Raw genomic sequence first — 18,963 nt, forward strand, 5'->3', positions numbered from 1 at the left:
GTTGTGTTGTGCCGCCTTGTTTCAAATTGAACTCAGGCTGTTAATAAATAGATGATATAAACTGTTGCAATCGTTCTGATTCTGGTTGGGTAAACAACTTGGCCGGATCACCTTGCTCTTCCACCAAGCCTTGGTGCAGGAACATGACGTGATTGGAAACGTCGCGTGCGAAAGCCATTTCATGTGTAACCACCAGCATTGTGCGCCCTTCTTCGGCAAGGTCGCGCATAACACCTAGCACTTCACCAACCAGTTCGGGATCCAGTGCAGACGTCGGCTCGTCAAACAGCATCACCTCTGGATCAACCGCCAACGCCCTAGCGATAGCCGCTCTTTGTTGCTGACCACCAGACAAATGTCCCGGGTAATAATCTTTACGCTCGTACAATCCGACTTTTTTTAACAGTAACTCTGCATTTTCAATCGCTTGAGCTTTTGGCACACCTAGCACATGAACTGGGGCCTCGATCACATTTTCAAGCACAGTCAAATGAGACCAAAGATTAAACCCTTGGAATACCATCGCTAAACGCGAACGAATACGCTGAACTTGTTTTTCGTTGGCAGGAACCGCCTCACCTTGACGATTGGCTTTCATCTCAATCAACTCACCGTTAACCCAGATGTCGCCTTTTGTAGGAATTTCAAGAAGATTGATACAACGCAAGAAAGTGCTCTTGCCTGAACCAGATGAACCGATAATGGAAATCACATCGCCTTTATGCGCTTCTAAAGATATGCCTTTTAATACTTCGTTCTGCCCAAAGGTCTTGTGCAAGTTATTGATATTTAGCGCCGGTACATCTGTCATGCGCTGTTACTCCCTGTCGTGTTGTCTTAATCGTACACTTTGTGCCAAGTGCTTGATTGCATGGGCTCCTCCCAATTTCAATCAAACTAGCACTTAGCTTAAAAACATGCAACAAATTATTAACCTATTCATTTTCAATATATAACTACTTTATATGACTATTCATTCACTATTTAGTTATTACTTCTTAAATGCATGCATGTAATGACACTTAGAACAAAACAATTGGGACAAAAATTAACAAAAGAGACACACCTCAATCAGTTTGATTTTTATGGGGATATATTTCGTTAGTGTAAATTCAATTGAACACAGAGTTTATTTAACGTTACAAAATGAAATATAATTACAGCCATTAACACCACGGCAAGCTATTCCTTGCGCAGACTGGGTAGTTTTCTTTCACATTCTTTCATAAAGTGATCTAAATCAATCACTCTTAAGGGTTAGCACGTTAAACTCCCGACGGATAAAAGCATCAATAGAGACCTTTTGTCCGCTTCTTCGTCTATCTTAAAGCACATACGTTTCGTGCTGCTTGACGGGCAAAAAGGATTTCTTGTAAGAAGCTTTAAACAGACGTTTTTACGCAGTCGCTTAAACAACAACTAAAGAGCGACTTAAAATAAATCACTAACATTTAATATGAGGAATCTATGTCAGACGCAGTCAATAAGCCGCACTCTGATTCGGATATCGAAAACAAGAGCTATCGCGAGCTGCATCGTCCGTCATCGGAATTTGCATCACGTTCCGATTACCTAGATCACGAACTTCAAATCATGAAGCCACGCCGTTTTGGTTTAAACCTACCTGGTCGTGACTTCCGTTTCGAGCTTGAGGACTTAGTTCCAGCTCTAGCGGGTACCATCGGCATCATCGCGATGTACTCGGCAGTAATGATGTCTTGGGCAGAAGGTCTGACAGCTGCTTGGGACCACGTAAATCTTGGTAAAGATTTCGCGATTGAAGTTGCACGTGTAGAGATGCTAATCCCTGCATTACTTTTCTGTGTTCTTGCTTCAGGTTTTATTAACCCTAAAGCAAACCTTGCTGGTAACCATGGTCCGATGATTCCACTTATCGCGACTATCGCACTAGCAGGTGCTCACCCTCTTGCGCTTGCAATTCTTATCGGTGTATTCGGCCTGATCCTAAGTTTCTTAAAAGGTGGCTCGAAACTGGTTAACCTCACCTCTGAGGGTACCGCCGGTGGTCTACTAATATTCCTCGGTCTAACTGGTACGGTAAGTCAGATTACTTCTATCCAAGAATGGGCAGTTGGTCTTCAGTCTGACACTGTTGCTGCAGGTAGCATGGGTTATGTAGGTCTAGTAGTACTAGCAGTAACGATTGTTCTTTACGCATACCTTGCGAAAGTGAACAAACGCTGGCTAGCGATCCCTGTATGTGCGTTTACTGGTCTTGCAATTGCATTAGCATTTGGCGCAGGTTTCGATATTAAATTCGAAACAGAAATGGGTCTACCAAACCTAAACCCTATCTATTGGTGGGGCAGCACTGAAGAAGGTTGGATGCTAGGTCTACCAACTGTACAGCACTTTATTGCATCTCTACCATTTGCAATTCTTGCTGTAGCAATGTGGTCTCCTGACTTCCTAGGTCACCGTATCTTCCAAGAACTAAACTATCCTAAGAAGACTGAAAAAGTACTAATGGACGTTGATGACACTATGACTATGTGTTCATTCCGTCAAATGGTTGGTACTGCGGTTGGTGGTGGTAACATCACTTCTTCATGGGGTACATACATGATCCCAGCAGCAATCGCGAAACGCCCAATCCCAGCAGGTGCGATTCTTCTTGGTTCTCTATGTATTATTGTTGCGATTCTAGGTTTCCCAATGGACGTAGCGGTATGGCCACCAGTAATGCGTGTAGCACTACTAGTAGGTGTATCTCTTCCTCTACTTGAAGCTGGTATGCAGATGGTTAAAGACGCAAAAGACTCTCAAGCGGCTGGTATCTGTATCTTCGGTTCTGCGGTTGTTAACCCAGTACTAGCATGGGCACTAACCATGCTACTAGACAACAACGGTTTGATCGGTGACAAAGAGCGTGCTGCACGTCTAAGTTTTGTCGATAAAATCGTTATCCCAGTAGGCGTTCTAGTTATCTGTCTAGTTGCAATGCTTGCTGTTGGTATGCTTGAAGACCAATTCGGTATCCCTGCATTCCTATAATTTTTGAGCTATAAATGAAGGGGTCGCGTTTAACGCGCCCCTTTTTATCAAAATTTTTTAGTATTTGTTGATTTAGTTTAAGGTTTCAAAATTTTTTTAGTGTAACCTTGAAATTGAACTGGTAAGATTCCATATAAAGAGTAATGACAATTTTTATAGGTTTTTGATCGAATACAAACAACGATCAGTAAAGGCTATACATATTGTTATTTATATAAGAGTGTACTGTTCCTTGTGAAAGAGGATAGCTGACTCAGCAGCGAAACCAGTACGTGTTTTTACTACTAAAAAGGTAGGTATGTCATGGCAGAGCAATTTGCTAAAGCTTGGGAAGGTTTTGCACAGGGTGACTGGCAAAACGAAGTAAACGTACGTGATTTCATTCAGAAAAACTACACTCCGTACGAAGGCGATGAATCTTTCCTAGTTTCTGAAGGTACTGAAGCAACTAACAAGCTTTGGGCTAAGGTAATGGAAGGTATCAAAATTGAGAACTCAACTCACGCACCAGTTGATTTCGATACTGACCTTATCTCTACCATCACTGCTCACGATGCAGGCTACATCGAAAAAGATCTAGAGACTATCGTTGGTCTACAAACTGACGCTCCTCTAAAACGCGCTATCATCCCTAACGGTGGTATCCGCATGGTTGAAGGTTCTTGCAAAGCGTACAACCGCGAGCTAAGCCCTGAAATCTCTAAAATCTACACTGAATACCGCAAAACACACAACGCTGGTGTATTTGATATCTACACTCCTGATATCCTAGCTTGTCGTAAGTCTGGTGTTCTAACTGGTCTTCCAGATGCATACGGTCGTGGTCGTATCATCGGTGACTACCGTCGCGTTGCGCTATACGGTATCGACTTCCTAATGAAGGACAAACTGGCTCAATTCAAGTCTCTACAAGAGCGTTTTGAGAACGGTGAAGACCTTCAAATGACTATGCAGCTTCGCGAAGAAATCGCTGAGCAACACCGTGCTCTAGGCCAAATGAAACAAATGGCTGCGAAATACGGTTACGACATCTCAGCTCCTGCTGAAACTGCACAAGAAGCTATCCAATGGACTTACTTCGGCTACCTAGCTGCTGTTAAGTCTCAAAACGGTGCTGCAATGTCTCTAGGCCGTACTTCTACGTTCCTAGACATCTACATCGAGCGTGATATCGCTGCTGGTAAGATCACTGAAGAACAAGCTCAGGAAATGATCGACCACTTCGTAATGAAACTACGTATGGTTCGTTTCCTACGTACTCCTGAGTACGATGACCTATTCTCTGGCGACCCAATCTGGGCAACAGAATCTATGGGTGGTATGGGTCTTGACGGTCGTACACTTGTTACTCGTACGAACTTCCGTTTCCTAAACTCTCTATACACAATGGGTCCTTCTCCAGAGCCAAACATCACTGTACTTTGGTCTGAGCAACTACCTGACGGCTTCAAACGTTTCTGTGCTAAAGTATCTATCGATACTTCATCTATCCAGTACGAAAACGACGACCTAATGCGTCCAGACATGAACTCTGACGACTACGCAATCGCATGTTGTGTATCTCCAATGGTTGTTGGTAAGCAAATGCAGTTCTTCGGCGCTCGTGCAAACCTTGCAAAAACGATGCTTTACGCAATCAACGGTGGTGTTGATGAGAAGCTAAAAATGCAAGTTGGTCCAGTAATGCCTAAGATCACTTCAGAAGTACTAAACTTCGACGAAGTGTGGAGCAACCTAGACCACTTCATGGACTGGCTAGCTAAGCAATACGTTGCTGCACTAAACGCAATCCACTTCATGCACGACAAGTACAGCTACGAAGCTGCACTAATGGCTCTACATGACCGTGACGTTTTCCGCACAATGGCATGTGGTATCGCTGGTCTGTCTATCGCAGCTGACTCACTTTCTGCAATCAAGCACGCGAAAGTGAAACCAATCCGTGACGAAGATGGCATCGCTATCGACTTCGAAATCGAAGGCGACTACCCTAAATTTGGTAACAACGATGCTCGCGTAGATGACATTGCTTGTGAACTTGTTGAAGTGTTCATGAACAAGATCCGTAAGCTTAAGACTTACCGTGGTGCTGTTCCTACTCAGTCTATCCTAACTATCACTTCAAACGTGGTATACGGTAAGAAGACTGGTAACACTCCAGACGGTCGTCGCGCAGGCGCTCCATTCGCACCAGGTGCTAACCCAATGCACGGTCGCGATGAGAAAGGTGCTGTAGCTTCACTTACTTCTGTAGGTAAACTACCGTTTGCACACGCTAAAGATGGTATCTCATACACATTCTCTATCGTACCAAACGCTCTAGGTAAAGAAGAAGCTAGCCAACGTGCTAACCTTGCTGGTCTAATGGATGGTTACTTCCACCACGAAGCTGGCGTAGAAGGCGGTCAACACCTAAACGTGAACGTTCTTAACCGTGAAACTCTAGAAGACGCAGTTAAGCACCCTGAGAAATACCCTCAGCTAACAATCCGCGTTTCTGGTTACGCTGTACGCTTTAACTCTCTAACTGCAGAGCAACAAGCTGACGTAATCGCACGTACTTTCACTGAGTCTCTATAATCCTCAGTTGAATGAATAGATTGAAGCCTCGCATTTGCGAGGCTTTTTTTATACCTCTTTACTCACCATCAAATCCCATCTAATCGTCAAAACCTTGAAGTTTGGCAGTTACCCGCCCTGCTATTTCTCTGTATGCTGAACAAATGGAAGTTCAACATCATGGATTGGGAGCGCGTATGAAGACCCGAATGACTTTGCTTCTCAGCAGCCTCATAGCGTTCAATAGCCTTGCTGCAGAAAGCGCCACTTTTTCCCTAAGTATGGATAATGATGGACTGTTTGCTTATGACCAAGAGTACACCAATGGTTTGTTCGCTTCTTACACCACCAGCGAACTGCCATCACAACGCCGACTATCTTGGCTAAGTCTCTCTTCCCACTCGCTCGATAAATATGAGTTTGTCCTTGGGCAGAAAATGTATACACCCCGAGATCTCAGCGCTGAAGAGCCGTTAGCCAACCAACGACCTTATGCGGGTGTACTGCTTGGAGAAGTAAACTATATCTCGATTCTTCCTCAAAGAGTCGCTCGCACAAACTTCACCCTAGGAACTGTCGGTGAACACTCATTAGCCGCTAAAGCACAACGATTAGTCCACGATATTACTGATTCTGAATTTCCCAACGGTTGGGATAACCAAGTTGAAGAAGGCATTGTGGCCAACGTTGGCTACCTCAACCATCTCGCTTGGTATCGTTCCGCGCCTAGTAATGACAACCAATTTGAAGTTGCCAATATTTCAGAGGCCAATCTCGGCACTTTACGCAGCGACGTATCAAGTGGATTTATGTTTCGCTGGGGAGAAAACTTAACGAGCAGCTTTGGCTCAGCAAACATCGACAATGAAATGCCATTTCGTGCCAGTTTATTAGGAAGAGGAAAAGAAAGCTGGTTTGCCTATACAGGTGCAGAAATTCGTTATCGGTTTAATGATGTGACATTGGAAGGAGACCGGCCAGAAATTTTACACCCTGAACGTTACCCGATCACACTCGAAAAACTGCAGGCGACGGCGGTCGCCGGATTCGCATGGTATAACGAAAACTTTGGTGCCAGTCTCACCGCAGCCATTGGAACAATTGAATACCAAGAATCACAGGATAACTATCATGCTAACGCGTCGTTTTCCTTATTCTTTTTCCTCTAACCTCACGGCTAATTGTTAATCGTTATCAACAACATACAGCGTTTACAAATCTTGCCGTATTTATTGCCTTAGAAGCACGTATAACTCTATTTAATCGGGGTGATTTGTAATAAAATACCGTACAAATAATTGCTAAAGAGATGAGCTCATGTCAACAATTGGTCGTATTCATTCTTATGAATCATGTGGCACTGTCGATGGCCCTGGAATTCGCTTTATTGTCTTCCTTCAAGGCTGCTTAATGCGTTGTAAATATTGTCATAACCGCGATACGTGGGATACGCATGACGGAAAAGAAGTGACCGTTGAAGAGATCATTAATGAAGCAAAAAGCTACCGTCACTTTATGAATGCATCCGGTGGTGGCATCACCTGTTCGGGTGGTGAAGCGATGTTGCAACCAGAATTTGTTCGCGACTTGTTCAGCGCAGCTCAAGCAGAGGGTATCCACACCTGTCTAGATACCAACGGTTATATCCGTAAGCACACAGATGTGGTTGATGAAGTGCTTGAAGTCACGGATCTTGTTATGCTTGACCTTAAGCATATGAAAGATGAGATTCACCAGGATTTTATTGGTGTATCTAACCGTCGTGTGCTTGATTTCGCGCGCTACCTGCACAAAATCGGTCAAAAAACTTGGATTCGCTACGTGGTTGTACCTGGCTACACAGACGAAGAAGAAGCTGCGCACATGCTTGGCGAATTTATCAAAGATATGGACAACATTGAGAAAGTTGAACTGTTGCCATACCACAAACTCGGCGCGCACAAATGGGAAGCGCTAGGATTCGAATACCCTCTTGAAGGCGTGAACCCACCGCCAAAAGAAACCATGGAAAAGATCAAATCTATTCTTGAGCAGTACCACTCGAACGTTAAGTACTGATCGAATTCAGAAGGGGGATGACATCATCCCCCTTATCTATATTTGTAAAGTCTAAATCCACTCAATCCGATTCAAATCATTGAATTTTCACATCTTGATAATGGAAACGTCCTTTATCCAACGGCTGTTTATGCTCCGTTTTGGCGTTAAAGTCTAACTGCCCCAAATCGACGCGACGAATCGTGCTGTCGTGCATCGTTTTATAAAACAATAAACCATTACTTTGATCGATCACTGATGTCCATTGCGTTGCGCTGGGCAAGTCTGGAATATGAGATTTGTCGTTAAATTCACTACCAATCGGAATATCAAAGTTATTCAAAATATGAAACGCTTGTGCCACTGCCTGAGAAGAGCTACGAAGTTCAGGTGCCGTGTTGACATAGAATGCCGCTCTAACAAACCGCGATGGTGGCGAAATATCACCCGGTAACCCAACGAACGCTGAACCCACACCAAATGACTGTGCGGTCACCCCATTGATCTGCTGCTCACCACTGGTGCCAGGATGCAGATTGATGTAGTTGTTTAGATTGGTGACATGCCATGCGTAGTCTGGTGAGTTGGTCAGTACCTTAGCGCTATTTTTATGGATATGAATCTGACCATGATCCATAATCTCGATCACGATACTGTTGCCATTTTTGTCAGACACTCGCCAGTGTGCGGTGGGGCTTGGATTGCCCTGCTGATCAAAGTAAACCGTCACAATTTTAATCTGATTCAACGCGGCTTCTACTTGTTCAACGCTTTCAAACTGACTCAACATCCAACGAACAAAGTCCATATCGGTAATGTTGTTGGCCGTTTCATTTGGGTCATATTTCGCGAGTGAGCCATAGTTGCGGAAATAAAATAGCCCCGCACTCAGCCCCTTTTCATTCACCCCTTCCGCGATAAACTTGTCATCACTAACAGAAATACCGACAAAGCCATACTGACTCTTCCATTTTAAACCTTGCTTTTGATCTGGCAGGGTTGATGTGTAAGAGTAGTTTCTTGGTGAAATAATTAGCTTACTGTTTAAGTCGCTGTGCCCCCACTCGATCGTTCTCGCTTGAATGTAGTCGTGGTCGGTCGTGGAGAGTGAAATGCCTGTACAGGCATTGGCAGAAAAGTTGAAGCATGCTGCGAAAGCTAATGCCAATATCGATTTTTTCATAGTTAAACCATACTTGATGTTATCGATGCGATGCCTGCCCATAGAGTGAGTAGGCGAGCCTTGTAAACTTTACGCCTCTCAGAGCGTATACTCAAGCGACTTCAAGAGGCAGAATTCAGAGCATGGTCACTGGTTCTAATACAAGGAAAACTGCGACGCGGAAAAGGAACTTAGCGCGTGGTGAGGACAAAGAAATAGGAAGGACAACGTGCAACTCAGCTACCTTTGGATGTGGGGATTTGCCCTAATCGCTTTGGTTCCGTGTATCAGTGATGCGCGAACCATTTTCATCCCAAAGCTAAAAAGTGAGCCCAGTTTTCAACATTTAACCTGCGCGGTTTGTTTCTCACTCTTTTTGCTCTGGTCTGCTGAAGCAGGCATAAAGCCGGGCTTAGACATCCATTTTCTCGCCCTAACGAGTCTGTGCTTGATGTACGGTTGGCGAGTCGCTTATCTACTATGTGTGCCCATCGCCTTATCTCTCGCGCTTTTTGGCACGTTAACCCTTGAAGCGATGGGGCAATATCTACTGCTTTCGTGTTTAATTCCCCTCTTAACCAGTTACGTCGTTTTTCTGTTGAGTTATCGCTATCTGCCGCGCAATATCTTCGTCTATATCTTTGTTGCAGGCTTTTTTAACGGTGCTATCACCGGTAGCGTGCATATCCTGAGCACCAGCTTTTTCCATCTTGTGATGGATTCTCATGACTGGGCGACAATTGTTGACAACTATCTTGTATTTATTGTGCTATTAGCATTTCCTGAAGGACTACTAAATGGTATGGCTGTCGCCGTATTGAGTGTGTTTAAGCCCGAGTGGTTGCGCACATTTTCCGACCGAGATTACATCTATAATCACTATCACAAAAAATAAGTAAAAAGTTTTCATTTTTGCTCATAAACATGTGTTGAGATCATGTTTCAAGCCACAACAACAAGCTAACCTAAGCACATTAAAGATGTACTAGATTTAAAGAGGTCACCTAATGGAAATGACAAACGCTCAACGTTTGATTCTGTCGAACCAGTACTACCTGATGTCACAGATGGATCCAGAAAACGCTCAAAAATACAAACGCTTACAGACTATCGTTGAACGTGGCTATGTATTGCAAATGCATGAGTTGAGCAAAGAATTCGGCTGTATTGAAGAGAACGAATGCCGCGAAATCATCGACATTATGGAGATGTATCACGCGATGCAAGAGTCTAACAATATGCTAGAAGAGCACGAGCGCAAAGACGTTGACCAACGCCGCCTGCAATTCCTTGGTTTTGATTGCGGCACCGAATGTAAGTTGGTTCATTATGTGCGCTTCCTTGTTGACTCTGAAGGCTTATATCCTCAGTTCGATAAAGGCGATCACCACTTTAACGCACAAATGCCGATGTTAGATAAATATCGTCGCATGCTTGCAACATGGCGTAACTGTCCACGTCAATACCACCTATGTGCTAACGAGTTAAAACAGATTTTCAACGCGTAACAGTCAAGCTAAGTAGATAAAATCTCAGCAAAGGCTTCTGATAATTCAGAAGCCTTTTCTATAAGCGTTAAACCCTAACTCTGCTTCTTCATAAGCAACTCAAGTGGCTAAGACGTATCTAAAACAAATACACAGCCGTCACGGTTGCAGTCGTGTTAACGCCCGATTCTATGATTGGGCTCTTTTCAAGATCCCCCTCAAGGTTGGTATAGCGCACACCGCCCCCAAGCCTTAAATTAGGCGTCACATGCATATAAGCTGAGAGGCCGATAAAGTACTGTCCATCCTTATCGGCATCAAAAGCCTCTAACCCACTTCGTTGAGCTTCTTCTTTGCTTACACCATAAAGATGGTTATTGATCTTATCGCTGTTATAGGCGTAACCCAGACTTGGCGTGAACCCCCAACCGTTACGACGAATAGGTAAGCGCCACGCGGCCTCAGCATAGAGACCGTTGTGTTTACCGCCAATATCCGTGCCTGCTGTAGTTTCAAATAGACCAACCATAGTCAACAACTGATAACTCACCCCACCAAACACCGTTGACTCTCGTTCATCAAGTAAGCGTATTGAAGCATTGTCAGAATCATCAGGCTTTAGCGTTCTTGGGTCATAAACGGCGCGAAAAACAAAATTGTGAGTAGACCCGAGAGGGTTGAGACGATAACCCGCACTAAACCCGCGCATAAAAAAGTGTTCACCTTCATAACCGACAATCGGTATCACGGTTTGATTTGAAGGCGTATCTTTGTATACCGCTGGAGAATAGGATGCCCCTACCCCCAAAGACCACTGATTGATGCGCGCATCCGCGGGACTCGACAGCCCTAACGGCAACAGCAAACCAAATAACAACCACTTATAGTTCACGATTAATTCCATTTGTCAAAATGATAAAAAACCAATTATAAGGTACGCTATATTGTTTATCAATGAGTATACCTCAGCGAATTTCTCACTTTAAACCACACCAAGTTTTTGAAAATTCTGGCGGATGAATCTCTCCTTCGCGCCAGTCCGTATAAAAGGTTGTCTGCAGACACAAGGTGAGTTGAGTAGAGACAAAGCAAAGATAATTTTGCAAATAAACACATATTTTTTAAGCAAAAGTAGAAATCCACACTAGTCTTAATTAATGAGGGATCCGTTGTTTTTTGCGAGTTATTTGTCAGTTTGACAGGTTCAGAGGGGAAATCATTATGAGCATTTTCGACCATTTCCAAGCGCGCTATGAAGCGTCCAAGGATGAGGAATTATCTTTACAAGATTTCTTAGCACTGTGTAAGGATGACAAGAGCGCTTATGCGAATGCCGCAGAGCGACTGTTGATGGCTATTGGGGAACCAGAGGTGATAGACACCGCTCAAGACCCACACCTCAGCCGGATTTTTTCAAACCGCGTCATTTCACGTTATGAAACATTCAAAGACTTTTACGGCATGGAAGAAGCGATTGAGCAAATCGTCTCGTACCTCAAACATGCCGCGCAAGGTTTAGAAGAACGTAAGCAAATTCTTTATTTGCTTGGCCCTGTTGGTGGCGGTAAGTCATCCTTGGCTGAAAAATTGAAAGCTTTAATGCAACAACAACCAATCTACGTTTTGTCCGCTAACGGCGAACGTAGTCCGGTCAACGACCATCCATTCTGTCTATTTGATATGGCTGAAGATGGCGAACTTCTCAAGCAAGAATACGGCATAGAGAAGCGTTATCTGCGCTCAATTATGTCGCCTTGGGCAGCAAAACGTCTCCATGAGTTTGGTGGCGATATTTCCAAGTTTAAAGTCGTCAAAGTACGACCTTCAATTCTTGACCAACTAGCGGTTGCCAAAACAGAGCCAGGTGATGAAAACAACCAAGATATTTCATCACTGGTCGGTAAGGTCGACATCCGTATGTTAGAACACTACTCTCAAGACGATCCAGACGCATACAGCTACTCTGGTGCACTATGTAAAGCCAACCAAGGCTTGATGGAATTCGTCGAGATGTTTAAAGCGCCTATCAAAGTTTTGCACCCACTGCTTACTGCAACTCAGGAAGGCAACTACAATGGTACGGAAGGGCTTTCTGCGTTACCGTTTGATGGCATGATCCTCGCTCACTCCAATGAGTCAGAGTGGCAGACATTCCGCAACAACAAGAACAATGAAGCATTCCTAGACCGTGTGTATATTGTCAAAGTGCCTTACTGCTTGCGTGTTTCTGAAGAGGTGAAAATCTATCAGAAACTACTCGACCACTCTGAGTTGTCGAAAGCGCCATGCTCACCAAGTACACTCGACTTGCTGGCACAGTTCAGCATCCTGTCGCGCTTAAAAGAGCCAGAGAACTCGTCTATTTTCTCTAAAATGCGTGTTTACGATGGCGAAACGCTGAAAGATACTGATCCAAAAGCGAAGAGTTACCAAGAGTATCGCGACTATGCAGGGGTTGATGAAGGTATGTCGGGTCTCTCTACCCGATTCGCGTTCAAAATCCTATCAAGAGTCTTCAACTTTGATCAAAGTGAAGTGGCAGCCAACCCTGTTCACCTATTCTATGTGATTGAGCAGCAAGTGGAACGCGAGCAGTTCCCGCAAGATGTTGCTGACAAGTATCTAGAGTTCTTGAAAGGCTACCTAGTTCCACGCTATGTCGAATTTATCGGCAAAGAAATTCAAACCGCTTACTTAGAGTCTTACTCAGAGTACGGTCAAAACATCTTTGATCGATATGTCACCTATGCCGACTTCTGGATTCAAGATCAAGAATATCGCGATCCAGAAACCGGTCAGTTGTTTGACCGCTCAGCGCTCAACAATGAGCTTGAGAAGATTGAGAAAACAGCGGGCATTAGTAATCCAAAAGATTTCCGTAATGAAATCGTTAATTTTGTCTTACGCGCTCGTGCTAACAATAACGGTCAAAACCCTGTTTGGACCAGCTATGAGAAACTACGCACTGTGATTGAGAAGAAAATGTTCTCTAACACAGAGGAGCTTCTTCCAGTTATCTCCTTCAACGCGAAAACCTCTTCTGAGGATCAGAAGAAGCACGACGACTTTGTCGCGCGTATGATGGAGAAAGGCTATACAGAGAAACAAGTGCGCTTGTTGTCTGAATGGTACTTACGCGTACGTAAATCATCTTAGTAGCAGCTAACTAAATCCCTCTTTTTACCGAGGGGTTGCCCATGGAGTACCTACCAGAGCCTTGTGCTCTGGTAGGAGATTGGAAGCGATTAAACACATATGCCAGCGTATATGTTGCGAATAAGGGGTGACTCATGGCGCAATTTATCGACCGACGACTGAATGGCAAAAACAAAAGTGCCGTCAATAGGCAGCGCTTTATTCGTCGCCATAAAGAAAAGATCAAGGAATCCGTAGCTGATGCGGTCAATCGCCGCTCTATCACCAACACCGAAACGGGTGAAGATGTTTCGATTCCACACAAAGACATCAATGAGCCTATTTTTCATCAGGGACAAGGGGGCGTAAAAGAGCGTGTCCACCCTGGCAATGATCAATTTATTCAAGGTGACAAAATCGAACGTCCGAAAGGCGGTGGCGGCGGAGGTGGTGGCACCGGCGAAGGCGACGCGAGCGCGGATGGCGAAGGCCAAGATGAGTTCGTGTTCCAGATCTCAAAGGATGAGTATTTAGATATTCTGTTTGAAGATCTTGCACTACCGAACCTTGAAAAAACGCAAATAAACAAAATTACTGAATGGAAAACCCACCGAGCAGGCTATCAGACTGCGGGGGTTCCAGCGAACATCGCCATCGTGAAATCTCTCCAACAATCGCTTGCTCGACGAACTGCAATGACTGCAGGTAAGCGTCGCATGATGCACGAGCTGGAAGAAGAGCTACAACGCATTCAAAACCAAGAACCAGCCCAGTTGATTGAAGAGCGTCGTCTTAAAGAGGAAATTTCCTCACTTCGCAAAAAAATTGATAGCGTACCGTTTATCGACACATTTGATCTTCGCTTTAAAAACTATGAACGCCGCCCTATCCCATCCAGTCAGGCTGTTATGTTCTGCTTAATGGATGTCTCAGGGTCAATGGATCAAGCAACAAAAGACATTGCTAAACGCTTCTACGTTCTACTCTATTTATTCTTAACCCGCACCTATCAAAACGTCGAAGTGGTGTTTATTCGTCACCATACCCAAGCCAAAGAAGTCGACGAACACGAGTTTTTCTACTCACAAGAGACAGGTGGCACCATCGTTTCGAGCGCACTCAAACTGATGAACGAGATCGTTGCCGACCGCTATCCTGTCGGGCAATGGAACATTTATGCCGCACAAGCCTCCGATGGGGATAACTGGGCAGACGACTCGCCCCGTTGTCGAGAATTACTGCAGGAAAAACTGTTGCCGAAATGCCAATACTATTCCTACATTGAGATCACGCGACGCTCCCACCAAACCCTTTGGCACGAGTATGAAAAACTTGAGAATGGGTACTCTAACTTTGCCATGAAGAACATTCGTAGCGTTGATGACATCTTCCCTGTGTTCCGGGAGTTGTTTAAGAAAGAAAACGCATAGGGAGGCACCATGACAACAAAATCTGAGACCAAACCAAATAGTAAGCTGTTGCCAGATGGTCCCGACTGGACATTTGCTCTGCTTGAGCGCTATCACGTCGAAATCAAACGGGTGGCAGAACATTACAAACTCGACACTTACCCCAACCAGATTGAGGTGATTACGTCTGAGCAAATGATGGACGCGTACTCAAGTATCGGTATGCCAATTAACTACAATCACTGGTCGTTTGGTAAAAAGTTCATACAGACAGAGCAAGGGTACAAACATGGTCAAATGGGGTTGGCGTACGAGATTGTGATCAACTCCAATCCCTGTATTGCCTATTTGATGGAAGAGAACACCGTCACAATGCAGGCGCTGGTGATGGCTCACGCGTGTTATGGCCACAACTCTTTTTTCAAAGGTAACTACCTTTTCCAAGCATGGACCGATGCAGGTTCGATTATCGATTACCTCTTGTTTGCAAAGAAATATATCGCTGAGTGTGAAGAGAAATACGGCGTAACAGAGGTCGAAGAGTTGCTCGATTCATGCCATGCGTTAATGAACTACGGTGTCGACCGCTACAAACGCCCAGAGAAAATATCGATCGCAGAAGAAAAAAGCCGTCAAGAAGAGCGCGAAGCCTACCTACAATCTCAGGTTAACGATTTATGGCGCACCGTTCCTAAATCAGCCGACAAAGAAGAGAGTGAAAAGGTCCGTTTTCCTAGCGAACCGCAAGAAAATATCCTCTACTTTATCGAAAAACACGCGCCGCTTCTCGAGTCTTGGCAACGTGAAATTGTGCGCATCGTGCGTAAAATCAGCCAGTACTTCTATCCGCAAAAGCAGACCCAAGTCATGAATGAGGGCTGGGCAACGTACTGGCATTACACCATCTTGAACCATTTATATGATGAAGGCGTTGTATCAGAGCGTTTCATCTTAGAATTTCTCCACAGCCACACCAGTGTGGTGGCGCAACCAGCCTATAACAGCCCTTATTTTAGTGGCATTAACCCTTATGCACTTGGCTTTGCCATGTTCCGCGATATCCGCAGAATTTGTGAAGAACCAACCGACGAGGACAAAGAGTGGTTCCCTGAGCTTGCGGGAAGTGATTGGCTAGAAGCGGTCCATTTCGCGATGCACAATTTCAAAGATGAAAGTTTCATTAGTCAGTATTTGTCACCAAAGCTGATTCGTGACTTCAAACTGTTTTCCATTGTCGATGACGATAGAAAAAACTATATCGAAGTGAGCCATATTCACGATGATATGGGCTATCGCGCGATTCGAGAAAAGTTAGCGGCGCAATATAACCTCAGCAACCTTGAACCTAACATTCAAGTGTTTAACGTCGATGTGCGCGGTGATCGTTCAATGACGTTGCAGTATGTCCCCCATGACCGAATCCCTCTACACGAAGGCTACAATGAGGTGTTGAAGCATTTATACCGTCTATGGGGCTTCGATGTTATTTTGGAAGAGGTGAAAGAGTCGGGCCGACGTGAAATCATCGGCACTTGCCCGCAACGTAACAACTACGATTCTGGGATCTAGTGTTAGCAACGCGCTAGAGACTTGATGTGTAAGCTTAGGTTCATCTCCCTCCCCCCGAGGCGATGAACCTTTTTTGTGTTAACGTTTTGCAATTACTTGCTATCGCCGTAACGCTCTAAGTAAAGAACCGTCGCAGCCGTACGCGATGGCACCACCAGCTTTTTAAGCAAGCTTTTCATATGTACCTTGACCGTCGATTCTGAAATAAACAGATTATCTGCAATCTGTTTGTTTCTTAGTCCTTTCGCAACCTGACGCAGTATCTGCATTTCTCGGTCGGTTAAAGTGTCAAACACATCGTCTTGATTCTCACGCTCGGCAAGATATTGCGCCACTTCTTTGCTGTAGGCTTTATCACCGTTCAGGCTGTTTTTGAGCACTTCAATCAGCTCATCTGGCTCAGTATCTTTCAGCAGATAACCATCTGCACCTGCTTTAACTAACGCGTCAATATCCGCCGCACTGTCAGAGACAGTCAGGATCACGATATTGGCATCGCAGTTGTCTGCTCGGAGTGCATTTAGCGTGTCTAAGCCAGACATGCCTTTCATATTAAGATCAAGCAAAATTAAGTCAGGCTCGACCTCATGGTTCTTAGCCACAGCTTCTGCACCAGACGAAGCTTCAGCGATGACTTCGAATTCATCTTCGAAGCTCAGTAATTGACTCAACCCCCGACGCATCAACGGGTGATCATCAACAAGCATTACTCTACATTGTGTCAAAGTCGTTATCCTTTATTCTTGGATATTTTAGTTCTATCTCACAGCCTATTTGGCTGCCGGAGTGAATTGTTAGTTGACCATTTAAGCGACTCGCTCGCTCATGCATGATCGACAAACCATAATGGTTGATTTTGCTTTCTTGGCTTTCGATACCAACCCCGTCATCTCTTACGGTAATGGTGACATTATCATCCTGTTCGCTGCAAACTATCTCAATTTTAGTCGCATTTGCATGCTTGATCGCATTGATCGTGGCTTCACGGATCAGTTGTAGTAAATGCACCTGCTCATGTGCATCGAGTTCTATTGATGACAGCTCATTGTTAAGCACAATCGTTGCAGGCGTTTGTTCTTGCAGTTGGCACAGCATCTCTTTAAGCGAGGTGCCAAAATTCCCTTCTTTGATCGATAGTCTAAACGTAGTCAATAATTCCCGAAGCTGAGTATAAGCACCTGATAAAGCGGAATCCAAATCACTCACTATGGCATTCGACTTGTCGAGATCTGGACTCTGTTCAAGCTTTTTCATCAAGCGTTTGAGTAACGAAACTTGGATTTTCAAATACGAGAGTGATTGGGCTAACGAGTCATGCAGTTCACGAGCTATCGTTGCCCGCTCTTCCAATAGTAATAACTGTTCTGACTGACGTTGCGCTTGGTTGTAGTACACTGCTCGCGAGAGAATGCGTACAAAGTTATCAATCAAATCTTGGTCTGGACAGGGAAGATACCAGTTCCAATAGAGCTTACCTAACTCCTGACCATCAAGAGTCAACGTTTGGCTGGCAAGGTTATGTTCTTCTAACTCACCTTTACCGAGTACCATCGGTTTTTCTGCATCAGCACCAATTTCGAGTTTGACCGCTTTTACCCCCTCTATACTCGCAATTTGCTGCAAGATAGCCGCAAAGTTGTCGGAAGTAATTCGAGAAGCAGTCAACTCACTGGAAGACTTGTACAACACTTGTAGCGATTGATTAGCATGTTGCAGCTTGTGAGTTTTCTCGTTCACGGCCTTTTCAAGCCCATGGTACAACTCGCCTAACTCTTTCGCAGTAGTGTTAAACGTTCGAGTGAGAATTCCCATTTCGTTATCGCTGACGACATTGAGCTCAATATCAAACGAACGAGATTTGATCTGTTCACTTGCGACCACTAAAGCACGCAGTGGGTGGACAATTTCACGGCGCACAAACAGCACGACAAAGACGCTGGTAACTAAGATACCACCAAGCCCAATCAAACCGACCCACGCCAATTCAACCAACTTCCTTTCCGAGAAACCTTGCAGCTTAAATACAAAAGCATCGATTTGAGAGACAAACGAAGGGACTAACATTAAGTACTGAGAGCGCTGCTCGCTCTGCAAGACTTCTTTAAGTTCATACCAACGCATAATCAGTTGGTAGTAGTCATGGGTAATGTCGTCCGGTACATCCCAGTTTTGCAACGCCTTCATTGAAGGCGAATAGATAGAACGCTCAAATAAGAAGATATGTGAAGAAAAATCACTCGATTGTGACTGAATATCATGAGCCAGCCGATAACTTTGCATCCGCATCGATCCAGCGACGTTGAGCGCTTCAGCATCATTCAAACTGGAAGCTAATAGTACAAATGCATAGCCTATCGTAGCAACAGACAATAGCACGATCAGCGACAATGCTTTCGCAATCGTTCCTGTTACTGACTTTTTAATACTTTTTAACAACCGAACCTCGATTCTGCATAGCCCAAAATTGCTTGCGGCTTTTCCTATTAAGATTAGCGCCTACGCCAATATGTGATCAAACCCAATTGAATTAGTTGATCTAAAACAACATCCATCCCTAAATACCCCCTTTGAGGTATTTATACAAATGTGA

14 protein-coding genes are annotated in these 18,963 nt (G+C 44.5%); 9 read left to right on the top strand and 5 right to left on the bottom strand.

Annotated features, from left to right (window positions below; translation table 11 throughout):
* Window positions 1-40: 40 nt before the first annotated feature.
* Window positions 41-811 (bottom strand): ABC transporter ATP-binding protein, encoded by a 771-nt coding sequence (locus tag GZK95_RS08900; protein ID WP_075707871.1) that lies wholly within the window; start codon window positions 809-811, stop codon window positions 41-43.
* 656 nt (window positions 812-1,467) lie between these two features.
* Here GZK95_RS08900 and GZK95_RS08905 point away from each other — a divergent pair.
* The 4 genes from GZK95_RS08905 (at window position 1,468) to pflA (ending at window position 7,632) form a co-directional block, all read left to right on the top strand.
* Window positions 1,468-3,015 (top strand): DUF3360 family protein, encoded by a 1,548-nt coding sequence (locus tag GZK95_RS08905; protein ID WP_075707873.1) that lies wholly within the window; start codon window positions 1,468-1,470, stop codon window positions 3,013-3,015.
* Between the two features lie 303 nt (window positions 3,016-3,318).
* Window positions 3,319-5,595: a formate C-acetyltransferase gene (gene pflB / locus GZK95_RS08910; protein WP_075707875.1), complete on the top strand. Its 2,277-nt coding sequence runs from the start codon at window positions 3,319-3,321 to the stop codon at window positions 5,593-5,595.
* A 176-nt stretch (window positions 5,596-5,771) separates the two neighbouring features.
* Window positions 5,772-6,743: a lipid A deacylase LpxR family protein gene (locus GZK95_RS08915; RefSeq protein WP_075716552.1), complete on the top strand. Its 972-nt coding sequence runs from the start codon at window positions 5,772-5,774 to the stop codon at window positions 6,741-6,743.
* Window positions 6,744-6,891: 148 nt separating this feature from the next.
* Window positions 6,892-7,632 carry a pyruvate formate lyase 1-activating protein gene (gene pflA / locus GZK95_RS08920; protein WP_075707879.1) on the top strand — a complete coding sequence of 247 codons (741 nt, stop codon included), beginning with the start codon at window positions 6,892-6,894 and terminating at the stop codon, window positions 7,630-7,632.
* 76 nt (window positions 7,633-7,708) lie between these two features.
* Here the strand turns inward: pflA and GZK95_RS08925 are convergent, their stop codons facing one another.
* Window positions 7,709-8,794: a linear amide C-N hydrolase gene (locus GZK95_RS08925; protein ID WP_075707881.1), complete on the bottom strand. Its 1,086-nt coding sequence runs from the start codon at window positions 8,792-8,794 to the stop codon at window positions 7,709-7,711.
* Between the two features lie 208 nt (window positions 8,795-9,002).
* Between GZK95_RS08925 and GZK95_RS08930 the strand changes: the two genes are divergently transcribed.
* Both GZK95_RS08930 and GZK95_RS08935 read left to right on the top strand, forming a co-directional pair.
* Window positions 9,003-9,668 (top strand): energy-coupling factor ABC transporter permease, encoded by a 666-nt coding sequence (locus GZK95_RS08930; protein ID WP_332059000.1) that lies wholly within the window; start codon window positions 9,003-9,005, stop codon window positions 9,666-9,668.
* 112 nt (window positions 9,669-9,780) lie between these two features.
* Window positions 9,781-10,281, top strand: a complete 501-nt coding sequence (locus GZK95_RS08935) for a YfbU family protein (RefSeq protein ID WP_075707883.1) — start codon at window positions 9,781-9,783, stop codon at window positions 10,279-10,281.
* A gap of 118 nt (window positions 10,282-10,399) precedes the next feature.
* On the opposite strand, the gene GZK95_RS08940 is transcribed toward GZK95_RS08935, so the two are convergent.
* Entirely contained in the window at window positions 10,400-11,164 is a 765-nt protein-coding gene (locus tag GZK95_RS08940; protein ID WP_075716553.1) for a MipA/OmpV family protein, read from the bottom strand.
* Window positions 11,165-11,481: 317 nt separating this feature from the next.
* Here GZK95_RS08940 and GZK95_RS08945 point away from each other — a divergent pair, with 317 nt between their 5' ends.
* The 3 genes from GZK95_RS08945 (at window position 11,482) to GZK95_RS08955 (ending at window position 16,373) form a co-directional block, all read left to right on the top strand.
* Window positions 11,482-13,416, top strand: coding sequence for a PrkA family serine protein kinase (locus GZK95_RS08945; RefSeq protein WP_075707887.1), 1,935 nt, complete (start codon window positions 11,482-11,484; stop codon window positions 13,414-13,416).
* A 134-nt stretch (window positions 13,417-13,550) separates the two neighbouring features.
* Window positions 13,551-14,825 (top strand): YeaH/YhbH family protein, encoded by a 1,275-nt coding sequence (locus GZK95_RS08950; RefSeq protein ID WP_075707889.1) that lies wholly within the window; start codon window positions 13,551-13,553, stop codon window positions 14,823-14,825.
* 9 nt (window positions 14,826-14,834) lie between these two features.
* A complete protein-coding gene (locus GZK95_RS08955; protein ID WP_075707891.1) occupies window positions 14,835-16,373 on the top strand; it encodes a SpoVR family protein in 1,539 nt (512 codons plus the stop codon).
* A 92-nt stretch (window positions 16,374-16,465) separates the two neighbouring features.
* Here GZK95_RS08955 and GZK95_RS08960 read toward each other — a convergent pair whose 3' ends face one another.
* Both GZK95_RS08960 and narQ read right to left on the bottom strand, forming a co-directional pair.
* Window positions 16,466-17,098 carry a response regulator gene (locus GZK95_RS08960; protein WP_075707893.1) on the bottom strand — a complete coding sequence of 211 codons (633 nt, stop codon included), beginning with the start codon at window positions 17,096-17,098 and terminating at the stop codon, window positions 16,466-16,468.
* Window positions 17,085-18,809, bottom strand: a complete 1,725-nt coding sequence (gene narQ, locus GZK95_RS08965) for a nitrate/nitrite two-component system sensor histidine kinase NarQ (RefSeq protein WP_075716554.1) — start codon at window positions 18,807-18,809, stop codon at window positions 17,085-17,087. The genes GZK95_RS08960 and narQ overlap by 14 nt, the downstream gene beginning before the upstream one ends.
* Window positions 18,810-18,963: the final 154 nt, after the last annotated feature.

It is taken from the genome of Vibrio panuliri, assembly GCF_009938205.1.
Lineage (GTDB): Bacteria > Pseudomonadota > Gammaproteobacteria > Enterobacterales > Vibrionaceae > Vibrio > Vibrio panuliri.